Origin of the sequence: Streptomyces achromogenes subsp. achromogenes, assembly GCF_000720835.1 — a bacterium.
GTDB lineage: Bacteria > Actinomycetota > Actinomycetes > Streptomycetales > Streptomycetaceae > Streptomyces > Streptomyces achromogenes.
On sequence record NZ_JODT01000001.1, the window covers coordinates 342,311 to 357,902 of the forward strand.

Sequence of the window (15,592 nt, forward strand, 5' to 3'; positions counted from 1 at the left end):
GACTGGGTGTTGGGGTCGTACGAGGATCGTGTGCGGGCCGCGACCGACCCAGGCGGCAACCCGCTCCCCGTCCCGCCGAGTCCGGACGACGTGGGAGGTGCGGGGAGCGGGTGCCGACCGCTCGGTCAGCCCTGGCCCAGCAGGGCGAGCAGGCGCCCCACCGCGTTCACGACGGGCTCGCCGACCGTGCCGACGGCGGCGGCGATCTGGGCGATGGACGCCAGGACCAGGCCGCGCTCGCGCAGCGCCGCGCGGTCGGGGGTCAGCGCGGGCAGGGCCTCCTCCACGGTCCGGTCCTGCTCCGGGGTGAGGTGGCGGCGCAGTTCCGCGAGGCCGCGGGTCAGTTCCGTGACGGCGGCGCGGAGTTCGGGATCTCCGGCCGGACCGCCGACCGTGCCGTAGTTGAAGCCGACGTTGCCCTGGCCGCCGTTGATGTTGGCGACCTGCCCGTAGTAGTTCGTCGTGTCGCTCACAGCTTGAACCCCGTGTTCCCGTGGCCGCCGTTGAGGTTGGCGACCGGCCCGTAGTTGTTGGTGTTGTACTGGTGGACGACCGCGGTGAACTCGGCCTCCGGGTGGTCGATGGCGTACGCGATCCGGTCCGCGATCTGCCGCAGTTCCTCCAGGCTCGGCAGGGTCACCACCAGCGCCGTGCCGCTGGCCACCTGGACGGACAGCACCGGCTTGGGCGGCGCGAACAGGTCCTTGACGGGGACGATCAGCGCCGCGACGCACAGGACGACCAGGAGCGCGGGGTTGTCGGCGTCCCCGCCGCCCCCGTTGTCCATGGCGTTGAGCGCGACGTAGGCCAGGTAGACCAGGAGGGCGCCGAACAGCCACTTCAGGCAGCGGATGAGCGCGGCGAGCCGGCTGGGCCGGTACAGGTAGGCGTCGACCATCGTGATGTTGTGCAGCGGGAAGGCCGCCGACCCCGCCCAGAGCATGCGGCGGCTCACCCGGAGAACGAGGGCCTCACCCGTCCGTCCGGAGGGCGGCGCGGAGGGCGGAGGCGGTGGCGCGGACGGCGGGGTGGGCGGTGGCCCGGGCGGGCGTCCGGGCGGTGGCGCGCCGATGCCGTTCGTGTCGTTCATGTACTCCCCCGATGTCTCTGCGTTCCGGCAGGGTACGGCCTGTTCCAGGCGCTCGTACAGCGCTATTCCGCGCGCCCGTACAGGCTTTCCACCTGCGCCGCGAAGTCCTCCAGGACGCGGTCCCGGCGCAGTTTCATCGACGGGGTCAGATGGCCGGCCGCCTCGGTGAAGTCGGTCGGCAGGACGGCGAAGCGGCGGATGGACTCGGGGCGGGAGACCAGCTTGTTCGCCTCGTCCACCGCGCGCTGGAGGACGGCCGTCAGCTCCTCGTCACCGACCAGGAGTTCCGGCGGGACCGGGTGCTTGCCGAGCATCTGGCGCCAGTGGGTGATGCCGTCGGCATCGAGGGTGATGAGCGCGCCGACATAGGGGCGGCCGTCGCCCACCAGCATGACCTGGGAGATCAGCGGGTGCTGGCGCAGCCAGTTCTCCAGCGGGGCCGGGGCCACCGACTTGCCGCCCGCCGTGATCAGCAACTCCTTCTTGCGGCCGGTGATGGTCAGGTACCCCTCGTCGTCCAGCGTGCCGAGGTCGCCGGTCGGCAGCCAGCCGTCGCGGGTCGCGGGGACCACCCCGCCCGCCTGGGCGTCCCAGTAGCCGCGCAGCACGTGGTCGCCTGCGACGAGGATCTCGCCGTCCGCCGCGATCCGCACCCGGGTCCCGGGCAGCGGCCAGCCCACCGTGCCCAGCCGGGGCTTGAGCGGCGGGGTGACCGTGGACGCGCCGGTGGTCTCGGTCAGTCCGTAGCCCTCGAAGATCTCGATGCCCGCGCCCGCGTAGAACGCGGCGAGGCGCCGGCCGAGCGGGGAGCCGCCGCAGATCGCGTACCGGACGCGGCCGCCCATGGCGGTGCGGATGCGGCGGTAGACCAGCGGGTCGTAGAAGGCGCGCTGGGTCTTCAGGGCGCGGCTCGGGCCGGTGCCGGTGCCGGTCTGGCGGGCCTCCAGCGCCTCGCCGTAGCGCCGGGCCACGGCCGCCGCCCGGTCGAACACCGCCGTCCGGCCGCCCGCCTCCGCACTGGCCCGCGCGGAGTTGTACACCTTCTCCAGCATGTAGGGGATCGTCAGCAGCGCGGTGGGCCGGAAGGCGGCGAGGTCCGGCAGCAGGTCGTCCGGGGCGAGGCTCGGCGCGTGGCCGAGGCGGACCCGGGCGCGGACGCAGGCGATGGCCACCATCCGGCCGAAGACGTGGGACAGGGGCAGGAAGAGCAGTACCGACGGACCGTGGTCGTGCGCCTTGAACACCGGATGGAGGAGTTCGATGGCGTTGTCCACCTCGGCGAAGAAGTTGCCGTGCGTCAGGGCGCAGCCCTTGGGGCGGCCGGTGGTCCCGGAGGTGTAGATCAGGGTGGCGAGCGTGTCGGGGACGAGCATGCCCCGGCGTACGGCCACCTCCCCGTCGGGCACCGCCACGCCCGCGTCGGCGAGCCGGGCCACGTGGTCCTTCTCCATCACCCACACATGGCGCACGTCGGGCAGGCGCGGGAGTTCGGGGCCGATCGCGGCGGCCTGGGCCGCGGTCTCCGTGATCAGGGCGACCGCGCCGGAGTCCTGCAGGATCCAGCGGGTCTGGTAGACGGACGAGGTCGGGTACACCGGCACGGTGACCAGCCCGGCCGCCCACGCGGCGAAGTCCAGCAGGGTCCACTCGTAGGTCGTACGGGCCATGATGGCGATCCGTTCGCCGGGCATCAGGCCCTCGGCGATCAGGCCCTTCGCCACCGCCTGCACCTCGGCGGCGAACCGCGCGGCCGTGAGGTCCGTCCAGCGGCCGCCGGACACCTTGCGGCCGATCACGACCGCGTCGGGGGCCGCCTCCGCGTTGTCGTACGGCAGGTCGGCGAGGGATCCGTGGGTGACCGGGGGCGCGAACGGCGGCACCGACACCTCCCGCACCGCGCCGTCCAGCCGCCGTACGTCGGGCTGGACGAGGACCGGCAGGCCGTCGTAGTCGACGGCGGAGACGGGAGCTCCGGAGGAGGCGGGGGCGTTCGGGTACGACGTGGACACGGGCGGCTCCTCCTGCGTGCGTGCACCGGCGGCGGGCCCCGGTGCGGGCGGGGTTACCGCTGGTCAGGCCAGGTGATCGTACGGCTCCGCTGTGAGGGGGTTGTGCGGGTTCCGGGAGGGTACGGGGCCGGGGATGTGCAGCCTCGGGGGGTTTCCGCCCACCCCGCTTACCTCCGGTAACGTTACTTCAGAGTAGGCAATCCGGAGAGACCGCTGGGGCGTGACCCGATGCACACCGTGACCCTCGCCGCGCCGCCCGCGCTCGGCCCCCTGCTGGCCCGGGGCGCCCTGCGCTCCCCCTTCAAGCACCCGGCCCCCGGCGCGCCCGCCCCCCGCACCCGGCTGGTGCTGCCCGGCGTACGCGTCGACCTCGCGCGCCTGGCCGCCTACGAACGCGTCTGCGGCTTCCCCACCGGCGAGTCCGCCCTCCCCCTCACCTACCCGCACGTCCTCGGCTTCCCGCTGGCCATGCGGCTGATGAGCGGCCGGGACTTCCCGCTGCCGCTGCTGGGGCTGGTGCACACGTCCGTGGAGATCGAGCGGAGTGCCGCGCTGCCGGCCGACGACGAGTACGAACTCTCCGTGTGGGTGGAGGAGCTGGCGGCGCGCCCACGCGGGACCGAGGCGGTGGTGGCGACGGCCGTACGGTCGCGGGGCGAGGTGGTGTGGTCCTCCCGCAGCGGCTACCTGGCCCGAACCGGCGGGGGGACGGAACGCCGTGGTCCGGCGGCCGACGGGGAGCGGCTGCCCGCCCTCGCCGAGTGGCGGCTCGGCGCGGATGTGGGGCGGCGGTACGGGGCCGTGTCCGGCGACCGCAACCCCATCCACCTGCACCCGTTCACCGCCCGGCTCTTCGGCTTCCCCCGGCCCATCGCCCACGGCATGTGGACCCTCGCCCGCTGCCTCGCCGCGCACGGCACCCCGGCCGCGGCCGTCGTACGGGCCCGGTTCCGCGCGCCGGTGCCGCTGCCCGGGACGGTGGCCTACGGGGCGGACGGCGCGGGGCGGTTCGAACTGCGGGGCGAGAGCGGGAGGCTGTGCCTGGAGGGGACGGTCAGGGGGAAGTGAGGGTGCGGGGAGCCGGTCGCGCGCTAATCCCGCTCCGGCGGCGGGGTCCAGACCTTGCCCCCCATGAGGTTGCCCAGCCCCGACCAGGCGAAGTTCATCAGGGTGGACGCGGCCTGGTGGGCCGTCACCTCCGGGGTGCTGTTGGCCCACGCGGCGAGCGACTCCGCCGCGCCGACCAGCGCCTCGGCGAGCCCGGCCACCTCGCGCTCCGGCAGGCCGGGATCCCGGTGCGCCTCCCGCGCCGCCACCGCCACCAGCCGCGTCACGAACGCGACGATCTCCGCGCGCATCGCCGCCGCCTCGGACACGAACGGCTCGCCGTGCCTGCGGGCCTGGAGATACAGCACCGACCAGCCGTCCGGATGCTCGGCGGTGTGCGCGAAGAACGCCCGCAGGCCCTCCCACAACTGCTGCTCGACGGGCAGGTCCTGGCGGACCCCGGCGCGCACGGCCGCCGTCAGCGCGGCGGCCTCGCGGCGGATGCAGGCGGTGAAGAGGTCTTCCTTCGAGTTCAGGTACAGATAGACCAACGGCTTGGACACGCCCGCGAGTTCGGCTATCTCGTCCATCGACGCGGCCCTGTACCCGCGCTGCCCGAAGATCCGCACGGCGGCGTCGAGCATCTGCCGCTCGCGCACCGCCCGCGGCATCCGCTTGGTCTTCACGGCACCCATGGGGCAAGACTAGTTCGGCCGGGTGCCGTACCCGGCCGGGCAGGCGTCGGCCGGGAGCGGCTCGCCGGCTCGGGCACGCGCTAGCTGGACGCGGTGGCGCCGCCCTGCGTCCGCGCGACGTCGTCGGCGAAGTCCTCCTGGGTGCGGTTGGCCTCCAGGTTGGCCTTCATCCGGTCGACCTTGTTCACGATCCGCACCGAGGCCCGGTCCCGCTCCTTGCGCAGCACCACCCAGCTGATCGGCGCCGACAGGATCAGGGAGAGCAGCAGCACCCACAGGAGGTTGGAGTCACCGAAGCCGCGCGGGAAGATGCCCGAGTAGACGGCTCCCCAGACGATCACGAGGCAGCCCGCGAAGATACCGAGGCGCATCAGCGTGTAGCGGAGCATCTCAATCCACTCGTCCGATTCCAAATAGGGTCATCGCCCAGTGAAGCACGACCCGGTGGCGATCATGCAGGGGGGTCGTACAAGGGGGTGGCGCGGGCGCCGGCTCAGCGCAGCGGCAGCAGCATGACGATCTCGTCGCGGTCGTCGCCGGGCGCGACCCGGATGGCGTCCGGGACCCGGCCGACCTCCTTGTAGCCGCAGGAGGCGTAGAACCGCTCCAGGCCGTGCCCGCCCCGGCAGGTCAGCCGGATCGCCTCGGCGTCCCCGAGGCCACGGGCCGCCTCCTCGGCGGCGGCCAGCAGGTCACGGCCGTAGCCCCGGCCCTGGTGGCGGGGGTGCACCATCACCGTGTACAGCCACAGCCAGTGCGTCATCAGCCGGTGGGTGTTGCGGGTGAGGAACGCGGTCGCGGCCACCCGGCCGTCCTCGTCGTGGCCGACGAGCAGCCGGGTGCGGCCCTCGGCCATCGCCGCGAAGTGGCGCACCAGCTCGGGCCGTATCTCGTCGGGGGTCACCGGGGGGACGAAGCCGACGGAACCGCCCGCGTTCGAGACGTCCGTCCACAGGCCGAGGATGCCGTCGCGGAGGGCGGGGGTGACGGCGGGGTCGAGAGTGAAGGTAAGAGGCACACGGGGAGTGTATCTATTACCTACCGCCGGGTTCCGGTCACCCGAGGGCCCGGACCGCCACCTCCAGGTCGGCCACCAGGCCCTCGTACGCGGCCCTGCGGTCGTCGTCCCGCGCCCGCAGCACGGAGGAGGGGTGCACGGTGGGTACGAGGCGTTCGGGGCGGCCGTGGATCTCCCGCTCCAGCACCGTGCCGCGCACCTCGCCCACCCGGAACGACGAGCCCAGCAGGGCCTTGCCCGCCGTGGCGCCCAGGACCACGATCAGCTCCGGCTCCACCAGCGCGAGTTCCGCCGCGAGCCAGGGGCCGCAGGCCGTCATCTCCCGCAGGCTCGGAGCCTTGTGGATACGGCGCTTGCGGGGTTCGGCCCGAGTGAACTTGAAGTGCTTCACCGCGTTCGTCACATACGCCTCGGCGGGGTCGATACCGGCCTCTTCGAGCGCCCGGTCGAGCAGCTTGCCCGCCGGGCCGACGAACGGTTTCCCCTGGCGGTCCTCCTGGTCGCCCGGCTGCTCCCCCACGAGCATCAGCCGGGCGTCGGTGCTTCCGGCGCCGAAGATCGTCTGGGTGGCGGCGCGGTGGAGGGGGCAACCGCGGCAGCCGGCCGCTGCGCGGCGCAGGGCGGTGAGATCGGCGCCCTGGGGAACGAAGGGGGCCGCGGTGTACTGGTCCTCGGGTGCCTTCGTGGTGGGCATGCCGGGCGGGTACCCCTCGTTTCGGCGGAGAAGCGAGGGGGTGTTCAGGCCGTCGCCCGGCTGCGGGCGCGTCGTGGCTGGTCGCGCCCGCGCGGCGGAGCCGCATATGCCACACGGCCCCGCGCCCCTCAGGTGGGGGCGTCGGGGCCTCGCTTCAGGAGTGAGCGGATCGTCACACCCGCATCGGCTGGGGCTCGTCGCGGCGGGACGGGTTCGGGCCCTCGTACTCGCGGATGATCTCGTAGCGGGTGTTGCGTTCCACGGGGCGGAAGCCGGCGTCGCGGATCAGCTCCAGGAGGTCTTCCCGGGTCAGCTTGTTCGGCGTGCCGTAGTTGTCCGCGTCGTGGGTGATCTTGTACTCGACGACCGAGCCGTCCATGTCGTCCGCGCCGTGCTGAAGGGCCAGCTGGGCGGTCTGCACACCGTGCATCACCCAGAAGACCTTCACGTGCGGCACGTTGTCGAAGAGCAGACGGGACACGGCGAAGGTCTTCAGCGCCTCCGCGCCCGTCGCCATCGTGGTGCGCGCCTGGAGCGTGTTGCGTACCTTGCCGTCCTTCAGGTCCACGAAGTCGTGCTGGTAGCGCAGCGGGATGAAGACCTGGAAGCCGTTCGTCTCGTCCTGGAGCTCACGCAGCCGCAGCACGTGGTCGACCCGGTGCCGCGGCTCCTCGATGTGGCCGTACAGCATGGTGCACGGGGTCTTCAGCCCCTTCTCGTGCGCCAGCCGGTGGATCCGGGACCAGTCCTCCCAGTGGGTGCGGTGGTCCACGATGTGCTGCCGGACCTCCCAGTCGAAGATCTCCGCGCCGCCACCGGTCAGCGACTCCAGGCCCGCGTCGATCAGCTCGTCCAGGATCTCCGAGGCGGACAGCCCGCTGATCGTCTCGAAGTGGTGGATCTCGGTCGCCGTGAACGCCTTCAGCGAGACGTTCGGCAGCGCCTTCTTCAGCTCCCGCAGCGACCGCGGGTAGTACCGCCACGGCAGGTTCGGGTGCAGACCGTTGACGATGTGCAGCTCGGTGAGGTTCTCCGACTCCATCGCCTTGGCGAGCTTGACGGCCTCCTCGATGCGCATCGTGTACGCGTCCTTCTCGCCCGGCTTGCGCTGGAACGAGCAGTAGGCACAGGACGCGGTGCACACGTTCGTCATGTTGAGGTGACGGTTGACGTTGAAGTGGACCACGTCACCGTTCTTGCGGGTCCGCACCTCGTGGGCGAGGCCACCGAGCCAGGCCAGGTCGTCCGACTCGTACAGCGCGATGCCGTCCTCGCGGGTCAGCCGCTCCCCGGAACGGACCTTCTCCTCCAGCTCGCGCTTGAGACCGACGTCCATGGCAACACCTTTCTACGACAGCCCGACCAACGGTATCCCTACACCTCTTCGGGCAGCTCCCCGACCCGGTTCTCCCACTTCGTGGACAGCACGATCGTGGTACGGGTCCGGGAGACGCCCTTGGTGCCGCTGAGCCGGCGGATGGTCCGCTCCAGCCCGTCCACGTCCGACGCCCGCACCTTGAGCATGTACGAGTCGTCGCCCGCGATGAACCAGCAGTCCTCGATCTCCGGCAGGTCGCGCAGCCGCTGCGCCACGTCCTCGTGGTCGGCAGCGTCGGACAGGGAGATGCCGATCAGGGCGGTGACACCGAGGCCGAGCGAGGCCGCGTTCACCGTGGCCCGGTAGCCGGTGATGACCCCGGCCGCCTCCAGCCGGTTGATGCGGTCGGTGACGCTGGGGCCCGACAGGCCGACCAGGCGCCCCAGCTCCGCGTACGAGGCCCGGCCGTTCTCCCTCAGGGCCTGGATGAGCTGCCTGTCCACCGCGTCCATGCGATCGAAGCCTTCCGGTGAAAGTTCCTGAAGTGATGAGAGGTACGTACTGCTAATCGCCCCGGGGGCCGTCCGCCGGACCGCCGCCCAGTTCTCCCCGCCAGCGCCGGTACAGGCCGTGCTCGACTCCCGCCGCGTCCAGCACCCGCCCGGCCACGAAGTCCACCAGGTCCTGGATGTGGGTGGCGCCCGCGTAGAAGGCGGGCGAGGCCGGGACGACCGAGGCGCCGGCGTCGTCCAGGGTGACGAGGTGGCGCAGCGTCTGGCCGTTCAGCGGGGCTTCCCGTACGGCCACCACCAGCGGGCGGCGCTCCTTCAGCGTGACGCTCGCCGCGCGCTGGAGGAGGTCCTTGGACAGGCCGAGCGCCACACCGGCCACGCAGGCGGTGGAGGCGGGCACGATGAGCATGCCGCGGGCCGGGTACGAGCCGGAGGACGGCCCGGCCGCGAGGTCGCCCGCTCTCCAGTGGCGGACGCCGCTGACGTCCACGTCGAAGGTGCCGGGCTTGCCGTCGGCGCCGCGGGCCAGCCATTCCGCGAGGTCGTCCTGCCAGTGGGCGTCCCGGAAGGGCAGGCCCGTCTCGTCCAGCAGCGTCAGCCGCGAGGCCCGGCTGACCACCAGGTCCACCGCTTCCCCGGCCGCCAGCAGCGCCCGCAGCACGGCCGCCGCGTACGGCGTCCCGGAAGCTCCGGACACCCCCACGATCCAAGGCACGCGCTGCGTTTCTCCTGCGTTCACACCCTTGAGCGTACCGGCGCGCGCACAGGGGCTCAGGACCGGTGGGGTTTCCGGCCACCCGGTCGAGGAGCCCCCGCGGGACGGGGAACGAGTCAGACGGTGAGCCCTCGTACCAGCAGGTCCAGCAGGGCGCACACGAAGAGCGCGATCCCGATGAAGCCGTTGACCGAGAAGAACGCCCTGTTCAGGCGGGTCAGGTCGTGCGGGCGGACGATCCGGTGCTCGTAGACGAAGGCCGCCGCGACGATCACCAGGCCGAGCCAGAAGAACGCGCCGGCGTCGGTGGCGAGGGCGTACCAGACGAACAGGGCCGTGGTGACCGTGTGGCACGCGCGGGCGCCCCAGATCGCGGCCGGGATGCCGAAGCGGGCCGGGACCGACTTCACGCCGATCTCGCGGTCCGTCTCCACGTCCTGGCAGGCGTAGATCAGGTCGAACCCGCCGATCCAGACGCCGACGGCCAGGCCGAGGATCACCGCCGTCCAGGACCACTCCCCGCTGATCGCCAGCCAGCCGCCGACCGGGCCCATCGCCTGGGCGAGGCCGAGGATGGCCTGCGGGAAGTTGGTGAACCGCTTGCCGTAGGGGTAGACCACCATCGGCACCACCGCCACCGGCGCCAGCGCCAGGCACAGCGGGTTGAGCAGGGCCGCCGCACCCAGGAAGACCGCCAGGGCGACCAGGGCGCCGGTCCAGGCGTGCCGTACCGACATCGCGCCCGTCACCAGTTCCCGGTGCGCGGTGCGCGGGTTGCGGGCGTCGATCTCGCGGTCGATGATCCGGTTGACCGCCATGGCGAACGTGCGCAGGCCCACCATGCAGACGGTGACCAGGAGCAGCCGGCCCCAGTGGATGTTCTCGTCCCACTCGTACATCGCCGTCAGGGAGGCGATGTAGGCGAAGGGGAGCGCGAAGACCGAGTGCTCGATCATCACCAGGCGGAGGAACGCCCTGGTCCGGCCCGGCTGGGCGAGGGCGGCGGAGGCTGACGTCACAGTCCGTACTCCGGATCATCCCCGCGGCGGCGGGGAGACCCCGTCTCCGCGCTGCCCCGCACCATCATGTCGGTGCCTTTCACAGTCCGTACTCCTTCCAGCGCCGGGTGACTCGTTCGGCCGTATCCGGGTCCGACAGGACCATCTCCGGCCACCCGCCGTCGCGGGTGTAGCCCTCCTCCGGCCACTTCCGCGTGGCGTCGATGCCCGCCTTGCCGCCCCAGAACTGCTGGTAGGAGGCGTGGTCGAGGTGGTCGACGGGGCCTTCCACGACCGTGAGGTCACGGGCGTAGTCGGTGTTGCCGAGGGCCCGCCAGGCGACCTCGTGCAGATCATGGACGTCACAGTCGGCGTCCACGACCACGATCAGTTTGGTGAGGGACATCATGTGCGCCCCCCAGACGGCGTGCATCACCTTCTGCGCGTGCTTGGGGTACTTCTTGTCGATCGAGACGATCGCGCAGTTGTGGAAGCCGCCGGCCTCGGGCAGGTGGTAGTCCACGATGTCCGGGACGATGATCTTCAGCAGGGGCAGGAAGAAGCGTTCCGTCGCCCGGCCGAGGGGGCCGTCCTCCGTCGGGGGGCGGCCGACGACGATCGACTGGAGCAGGGGGCGCCGGCGCATGGTCACGCAGTCGATCTTGAGGGCCGGGAACGGCTCCTGCGGGGTGTAGAAGCCGGTGTGGTCGCCGAAGGGTCCCTCGGGCAGCATCTCGCCGGGCTCCAGCCAGCCCTCCAGGACCACCTCGGCGTGCGCGGGCACCTGGAGCGGGACCGTCTTGCAGTCGGTCATCTCGATCCGCTTGCCGGCGAGGAAGCCGGCGAAGAGGTACTCGTCGATGTCGCCGGGGAGGGGGGCCGTGGAGGCGTAGGTCACGGCGGGCGGGCAGCCGAAGGCGATGGCCACCGGGAGGCGCTCGCCCCGGCGCGCGGCCACCTGGTAGTGGTTCCGGCTGTCCTTGTGGATCTGCCAGTGCATGCCGATGGTGCGCTTGTCGTGGCGCTGGAGGCGGTACAGGCCCAGGTTGCGGACGCCGGTCTCGGGGTCCTTGGTGTGGGTCAGGCCGAGGTTGAAGAAGGAGCCGCCGTCCTCGGGCCAGGTGAACAGCGCGGGGAGCCGCTCCAGGTCCACGTCGTCACCGCGCAGGACGACCTCCTGCACCGGCGCCTCCTTGACCTTGCGCGGCGGGACGTGCGCCATGGCGCCGAGCTTCCCGAAGGCCTCGCGCACGCCGACGAAGCCGTGCGGCAGCTCGGGCCGCAGCAGGCCGCCGATCTTGTCGGAGATCTCGTCGTACGACTTCAGGCCCAGCGCCTTCAGCAGCCGGCGGTCGGTGCCGTACACGTTCATGGCGAGGGGCAGGTCGGAGCCGCGCACGTTCTCGAAGAGCAGCGCCGGGCCGCCGGACTTCTGCACCCGGTCGACGATCTCCCCGACCTCCAGGTACGGGTCGACCTCGGCCTTGATGCGCTTGAGGTCGCCCTCGCGCTCCAGCGCCCGGAGCAGGGAGCGAAGATCGTCGTAAGCCATGTGCCCCAGTATCGCCGACGTACCGCTTTGTCCCGGTGCCCACCCCCCGTCTTCCGGCGCGGGCCCAGGTCAGCGGAAGACGGCGACCGGGTACTGGAGGACGACCTCCCGGGCGTCGGGGTCCCAGCTGGTCACCTTGCCCAGGCAGTGCGCCTGGAACTGGCCCTCGGGCAGTTCCTTGTCCGGGGTGAGCAGGCCGTCGCCGCGCAGCACGACCCTGAGGTGCGCGGTGGGGCCGCCGTCGGCGTAGGGGGCCCGCATCAGCAGGGTCTCGCCCCGGCTGTCGCCCGCCTCGAACCGGCCGGTGACCATGACGAACTCGCCTATCTCGCTGAGCGGCACCGCCGTGGCCGCCCCGGTGCGGGCCAGCTCGCCGAGGAGGGCGCGGTTGGGGACGACGGTCCCGGAGTCGGGCCGCAGCCGGACCTCCACCAGGGCGTCGCCCCGGCGCAGCACGGACAGCAGCAGGCCGATCACGGAGATGGGCTCGCTGTTCTCCACGTACTTGGCGACCACTTCGGTGGTGGAGCCGCCGGTCACCTTCAGCAGCAGGGAGACCAGCGGGATGACGGCGAGGCAGCCGGCGTTGCGGATGCGCCGTTCCTCGACCTCCTTGCGCAGGGCCGCCTTGTAGTTGCCCATCTTGAACAGGCCCATGACCGCGTCGTTGTCGAGGTACAGGGGCAGGTAGGCGGGGTCGGCGGCGGTCTTGCCGAGCCGGGCCAGTCCGCGCCGCAGCGCCCGCCCGGCCAGCGCGAGCAGGCCGGCGACGGCCAGCAGCCACCAGGTCATCGGGCCCCACCAGGCGCTCCACCAGGTGCCGTCAAGAACAGCCACGGATCTCCTTGAACGCGGTGGACAGGGAAGACTGTGAAGACGGGGAAGACTGTGAAGACGGGGAAGGCGAGCGGGCGTCGGTCAGGCGTCCGCCGGTCAGTTCGGCGGCCCGGCGCAGCTCCGCCGCGTCGGCGTCGCCGAAGCGGACGGGGTAGGTGCGCACGGCGCGGACGTCGGCGGGGCGGGAGCGGTAGCGGGCGGTGAAGGCCGCCCGGTCGATGCCCGCGTTGTTCTCGCCGTCCGTCATGAGCACGATGGACACCAGCCGGCCGGGGTCGGCGCGCAGGGCGCGTTCGGCGGTGCGGTAGCCGTGGTCCAGGGCGGACCAGACGGCGGTGGAGCCGTCGTAGCCGTCTGCGGCGACGAAGCCGGCCAGCGCCCTCAGGTCGGCGGGGCCGCGCACGGTGACCGTGCGCTCGGCCAGCGGGCGGCCGCCGAAGCGTACGACGGTCAGCCGCTCGCCTTGGTGGAAGCGGACGAACTTGGCGCGGGCGGAGCCGTCGGCGCCGCTGAGCGCGGCGAACGCGGCGCGCAGGGCGCGGGTGCGGGCGCCGCGCATGGAGGTGGAGAAGTCCAGCAGGAAGATCACCTGGTCGGCGCCCCGGCGGGCCGGGTCGCCGTAGTCGGCGAGGAGGCGGTCGAGGACGGCCGGGTCGTCGGGGTAGTAGAGGGCGTTGTCCAGGGGGGCGGTCAGCCGGGCGTCGCGGGGCACGTCGGTGCTGACCGGGCGGCGCAGGGTGCGGCGCATGATCTCGCGCTGGTGGCCGGGGGCGGTGAGCCAGTCCACCACCCGGTCGTAGGCGTCGCGGCGGCCGGGGTCGAGCAGGAGCAGCGGGTAGTCCGACAGGACCATGCCGTCGGCGGGGTGGACGATCGTCAGGGGTGCGCGGAGCCGGCCGGAGGCGTTCAGGGCGAGCAGCTCGGACTCGTAGGTGATCAGGGCGTTGGTGCGGCCGGGGCGGGTGGCGAAGGCGTCCAGCAGGGCGCGGGAGCCGGCGGCGGTGAGGGTCTGGCCGGAGCGGAAGCCGCGCAGCCGGTCGCAGCTGACGTCGGCGGGGCGCAGGGCGCGGCCGGTGCCGGCGGCGGCGGTGGCGACACCGACCAGGGCGGCGAGGCCGCTGTTGCTGCGCCGGGGGTCGGCCATGCCGAACCGTACGGTGCCGGTGGCGGCGGCGTCGGCGATGTCGGCCCAGGACAGGCGTTCGCCGGGGACCTTGGCGGCCAGGGCGCGGGCCGCGTCGGGGGTGAGGCCGACGACGACCGGGGAGCGCATGATGGAGGCGCTCTGCACTCCGGTGGCGGGGGTGGCCCCGGCGGGGGCGCGCTTGGCCCGCAGGCGCAGGTAGCGGTCGGAGGAGAGCCAGGCCAGGTCGTAGGAGTGGCGGCCGGTGAGCAGGGTGTCGGAGGCGTCGTTGGTGGCGCGGTAGTCCATGTCCAGGCGGACGCCGGTGTCCTTGCGGAGCCGGTCGAGCAGTGGCTTCATGTCGGTGAGTTCGTCGCTGGCCAGGACGCGCAGGGTGGTCCGGGAGCCGCCGTCGCCGGAGCAGGAGGCGAGCCCGCCGAGTCCCACGGCCAGCACCAGGCACAGGCAGAGCACTCCGAGCGGCAGGGTGCGGGGGGCGGGCGTCATGAGGTCTCCCCGGGGGATGCGGCGGGGGCGGCCGGGGGGCAGTCACCGACGGTTTCGATCATGCGTTCGAGCAGGTCGAGGCGGGGCAGTACGGCCTTGGTGTCGTCGTCGGAGAGCACGGGGGCCTGGATGCCGCGTTCGGTCAGGAAGCGGGTCAGGGCGTCGCTGGTGGCCGCTCCTCCCTGGGCGTCGCGGACCCTGAAGCCCAGTTCCATCGCGCGCCGTTGCAGCGCCGGGTCCCTGGTGATCAGCTCGCCGAGCGCGTCGCCGCGCGGGGTGAGCGCGATGAGCTGGGGTTCGGTGACGAAGCGGGCCGAGGGGTAGAGCAGGACCCGCTCGGTGTCGACGTGTCCGGTGGCGGACCGGGCGGCGATCTGGTGGGCGAGGAACTGGTGCTCGTAGATCACGGCGATCGGGGAGATGCTCTTACCCTCGGCGGAGACGTAGGTCTCGTTCTTCTCCGAGGACGGCATGCCCTGGTCGTTGAGGAGGAGCCGGATGCGTTCGGCGAAGCGGGTGGCCTCCGCCTGGGTCTGCGGGATGTCCTGGTGGTTCCAGACGTAGGAGACCAGGCCGAGGTAGGTGCCGGCGGAGTTGGCCTGGCAGATGTCGGAGGTCTGGGCGAGGACCTTGTTGCCGTTGTGGATGCCGTGCCGGCCGATGCCGACGGGCCGGCCCCGCCGGTCGGTGCCGAGGTCGTCCCAGCGGCGCCCGGCGGCGGACGCGCCGAGGAACTTCCGCATGTCCAGGGAGTAGTACATCGGCTTCGCCCCGGCCGGCACGCCCGGCAGCGGGGTGGCGATCCCGGCCTCCCGGAGGGTCTCGGCGTACTCCCGGTAGGTGCCGAGCACGATCGGGCTGACGAACGGGCGGTACGTCGTCGCCGGGTGGCCCTCGGCCGCGCGGCGGGAGGTGATCAGGTCGGCGGCGGGCTGCCCGGAGGGGAAGACGATGTCGTAGCCGTCGTAGCGCTGGGTGGCGATGCCCCGGGAGCCCATGCGGGTCAGGCGCACGCGGTAGCCGTGCCGCACGAGCAGCCGCCGGACCTCGGGGTCCTCGAAGAAGTCGGCCTTGGAGGCCATCTTGGCCTCGATGGTGACGATCCGTTGGAACGGCAGCGCCGCGTGGCCCTGGACGAGGACGACGATCGCGCACAGCGCGGTGACGGCGGCGACGGCGCGCGGCAGCACCTTGCGCGCCGGGGAGCGGCGCGCGGGCGCGACCGCCGGGGCGCCGACCTTCAGGCGGGGCTCGCGGCTCTGCCGGGGTCTGTCGCTGTCGGATCCGTGAGTGGCCACCCGGTTCTCCTGCGTCGGCGGGGGCAGGATCGTGCACGGACGGGACGACGGCGGATGGAACGCCCAATCAACAAGCCCTGTAGGCGAAGTGAACGTACGTCAGACAGTTGTGGAGGCCGTCGTTCACACTACCGGCAAGCCGTCGGACGGATGGCGGGCGCGGGGGCCGTGTGCCTACC

16 protein-coding genes are annotated in these 15,592 nt (G+C 72.5%); 1 reads left to right on the forward strand and 15 read right to left on the reverse strand.

Translation table 11 applies throughout. From position 1 onward, the window contains the following. Positions 1-125: 125 nt before the first annotated feature. The 3 genes from IH25_RS0101690 to IH25_RS0101700 form a co-directional block, all read right to left on the reverse strand. The gene (locus tag IH25_RS0101690; protein ID WP_030601543.1) at positions 126-473 is read right to left on the reverse strand and encodes a hypothetical protein; all 348 of its coding nucleotides are present in this window, start codon (positions 471-473) and stop codon (positions 126-128) included. Continuing rightward, positions 470-955: a DUF6232 family protein gene (locus IH25_RS0101695; RefSeq protein ID WP_280842466.1), complete on the reverse strand. Its 486-nt coding sequence runs from the start codon at positions 953-955 to the stop codon at positions 470-472. The genes IH25_RS0101690 and IH25_RS0101695 overlap by 4 nt, the downstream gene beginning before the upstream one ends. A 197-nt stretch (positions 956-1,152) precedes the next feature. Continuing rightward, complete coding sequence (locus IH25_RS0101700) at positions 1,153-3,099, reverse strand: AMP-dependent synthetase/ligase (protein ID WP_030601547.1); 1,947 nt, start codon at positions 3,097-3,099, stop codon at positions 1,153-1,155. A 228-nt stretch (positions 3,100-3,327) separates the two neighbouring features. Between IH25_RS0101700 and IH25_RS0101705 the strand changes: the two genes are divergently transcribed. Beyond that, entirely contained in the window at positions 3,328-4,167 is an 840-nt protein-coding gene (locus tag IH25_RS0101705; protein WP_030601550.1) for a MaoC family dehydratase, read from the forward strand. Positions 4,168-4,190: 23 nt separating this feature from the next. On the opposite strand, the gene IH25_RS0101710 is transcribed toward IH25_RS0101705, so the two are convergent. The 12 genes from IH25_RS0101710 to IH25_RS0101770 form a co-directional block, all read right to left on the reverse strand. Then, the gene (locus IH25_RS0101710; protein WP_030601553.1) at positions 4,191-4,841 is read right to left on the reverse strand and encodes a TetR/AcrR family transcriptional regulator; all 651 of its coding nucleotides are present in this window, start codon (positions 4,839-4,841) and stop codon (positions 4,191-4,193) included. A gap of 80 nt (positions 4,842-4,921) precedes the next feature. Continuing rightward, the gene (locus tag IH25_RS0101715; RefSeq protein ID WP_030601556.1) at positions 4,922-5,230 is read right to left on the reverse strand and encodes a DUF4229 domain-containing protein; all 309 of its coding nucleotides are present in this window, start codon (positions 5,228-5,230) and stop codon (positions 4,922-4,924) included. A gap of 104 nt (positions 5,231-5,334) precedes the next feature. Then, entirely contained in the window at positions 5,335-5,859 is a 525-nt protein-coding gene (locus tag IH25_RS0101720; RefSeq protein ID WP_030601561.1) for a GNAT family N-acetyltransferase, read from the reverse strand. Positions 5,860-5,896: 37 nt separating this feature from the next. Beyond that, positions 5,897-6,553, reverse strand: a complete 657-nt coding sequence (locus IH25_RS0101725) for a UdgX family uracil-DNA binding protein (RefSeq protein ID WP_030601565.1) — start codon at positions 6,551-6,553, stop codon at positions 5,897-5,899. Positions 6,554-6,725: 172 nt separating this feature from the next. Continuing rightward, entirely contained in the window at positions 6,726-7,889 is a 1,164-nt protein-coding gene (gene mqnE / locus IH25_RS0101730) for an aminofutalosine synthase MqnE (RefSeq protein WP_030601567.1), read from the reverse strand. Between the two features lie 38 nt (positions 7,890-7,927). Further along, positions 7,928-8,383: an Lrp/AsnC family transcriptional regulator gene (locus IH25_RS0101735; RefSeq protein WP_030601569.1), complete on the reverse strand. Its 456-nt coding sequence runs from the start codon at positions 8,381-8,383 to the stop codon at positions 7,928-7,930. Between the two features lie 52 nt (positions 8,384-8,435). Beyond that, positions 8,436-9,098 (reverse strand): UbiX family flavin prenyltransferase, encoded by a 663-nt coding sequence (locus IH25_RS0101740; protein WP_030601572.1) that lies wholly within the window; start codon positions 9,096-9,098, stop codon positions 8,436-8,438. A 116-nt stretch (positions 9,099-9,214) separates the two neighbouring features. Further along, positions 9,215-10,117: a menaquinone biosynthesis prenyltransferase MqnP gene (mqnP, locus tag IH25_RS0101745; protein WP_030601575.1), complete on the reverse strand. Its 903-nt coding sequence runs from the start codon at positions 10,115-10,117 to the stop codon at positions 9,215-9,217. A 79-nt stretch (positions 10,118-10,196) separates the two neighbouring features. Next, on the reverse strand, positions 10,197-11,648 hold the full coding sequence (locus IH25_RS0101755) for a menaquinone biosynthesis decarboxylase (protein ID WP_030601578.1): 1,452 nt from the start codon (positions 11,646-11,648) through the stop codon (positions 10,197-10,199). Positions 11,649-11,717: 69 nt separating this feature from the next. Next, positions 11,718-12,485, reverse strand: a complete 768-nt coding sequence (locus tag IH25_RS0101760) for a hypothetical protein (RefSeq protein ID WP_157846920.1) — start codon at positions 12,483-12,485, stop codon at positions 11,718-11,720. Continuing rightward, positions 12,472-14,115: a vWA domain-containing protein gene (locus IH25_RS0101765; RefSeq protein WP_030601584.1), complete on the reverse strand. Its 1,644-nt coding sequence runs from the start codon at positions 14,113-14,115 to the stop codon at positions 12,472-12,474. Before IH25_RS0101765 ends, IH25_RS0101760 begins: the two co-directional genes overlap by 14 nt. Further along, a complete protein-coding gene (locus IH25_RS0101770) occupies positions 14,112-15,413 on the reverse strand; it encodes a hypothetical protein (protein WP_245172653.1) in 1,302 nt (433 codons plus the stop codon). Before IH25_RS0101770 ends, IH25_RS0101765 begins: the two co-directional genes overlap by 4 nt. Between the last annotated feature and the right edge of the window lie 179 nt (positions 15,414-15,592).

Coding starts and splice junctions, on each gene's coding strand:
- IH25_RS0101710 (WP_030601553.1), bottom strand. CDS start 4,841: ATGGGTGCCGTGAAGACCAAGCGGATGCCGCGGGCGGTGCGCGAGCGG.
- IH25_RS0101755 (WP_030601578.1), bottom strand. CDS start 11,648: ATGGCTTACGACGATCTTCGCTCCCTGCTCCGGGCGCTGGAGCGCGAG.
- IH25_RS0101715 (WP_030601556.1), bottom strand. CDS start 5,230: ATGCTCCGCTACACGCTGATGCGCCTCGGTATCTTCGCGGGCTGCCTC.
- mqnE (WP_030601567.1), bottom strand. CDS start 7,889: ATGGACGTCGGTCTCAAGCGCGAGCTGGAGGAGAAGGTCCGTTCCGGG.
- IH25_RS0101725 (WP_030601565.1), bottom strand. CDS start 6,553: ATGCCCACCACGAAGGCACCCGAGGACCAGTACACCGCGGCCCCCTTC.
- IH25_RS0101765 (WP_030601584.1), bottom strand. CDS start 14,115: ATGACGCCCGCCCCCCGCACCCTGCCGCTCGGAGTGCTCTGCCTGTGC.
- IH25_RS0101705 (WP_030601550.1), top strand. CDS start 3,328: ATGCACACCGTGACCCTCGCCGCGCCGCCCGCGCTCGGCCCCCTGCTG.
- IH25_RS0101735 (WP_030601569.1), bottom strand. CDS start 8,383: ATGGACGCGGTGGACAGGCAGCTCATCCAGGCCCTGAGGGAGAACGGC.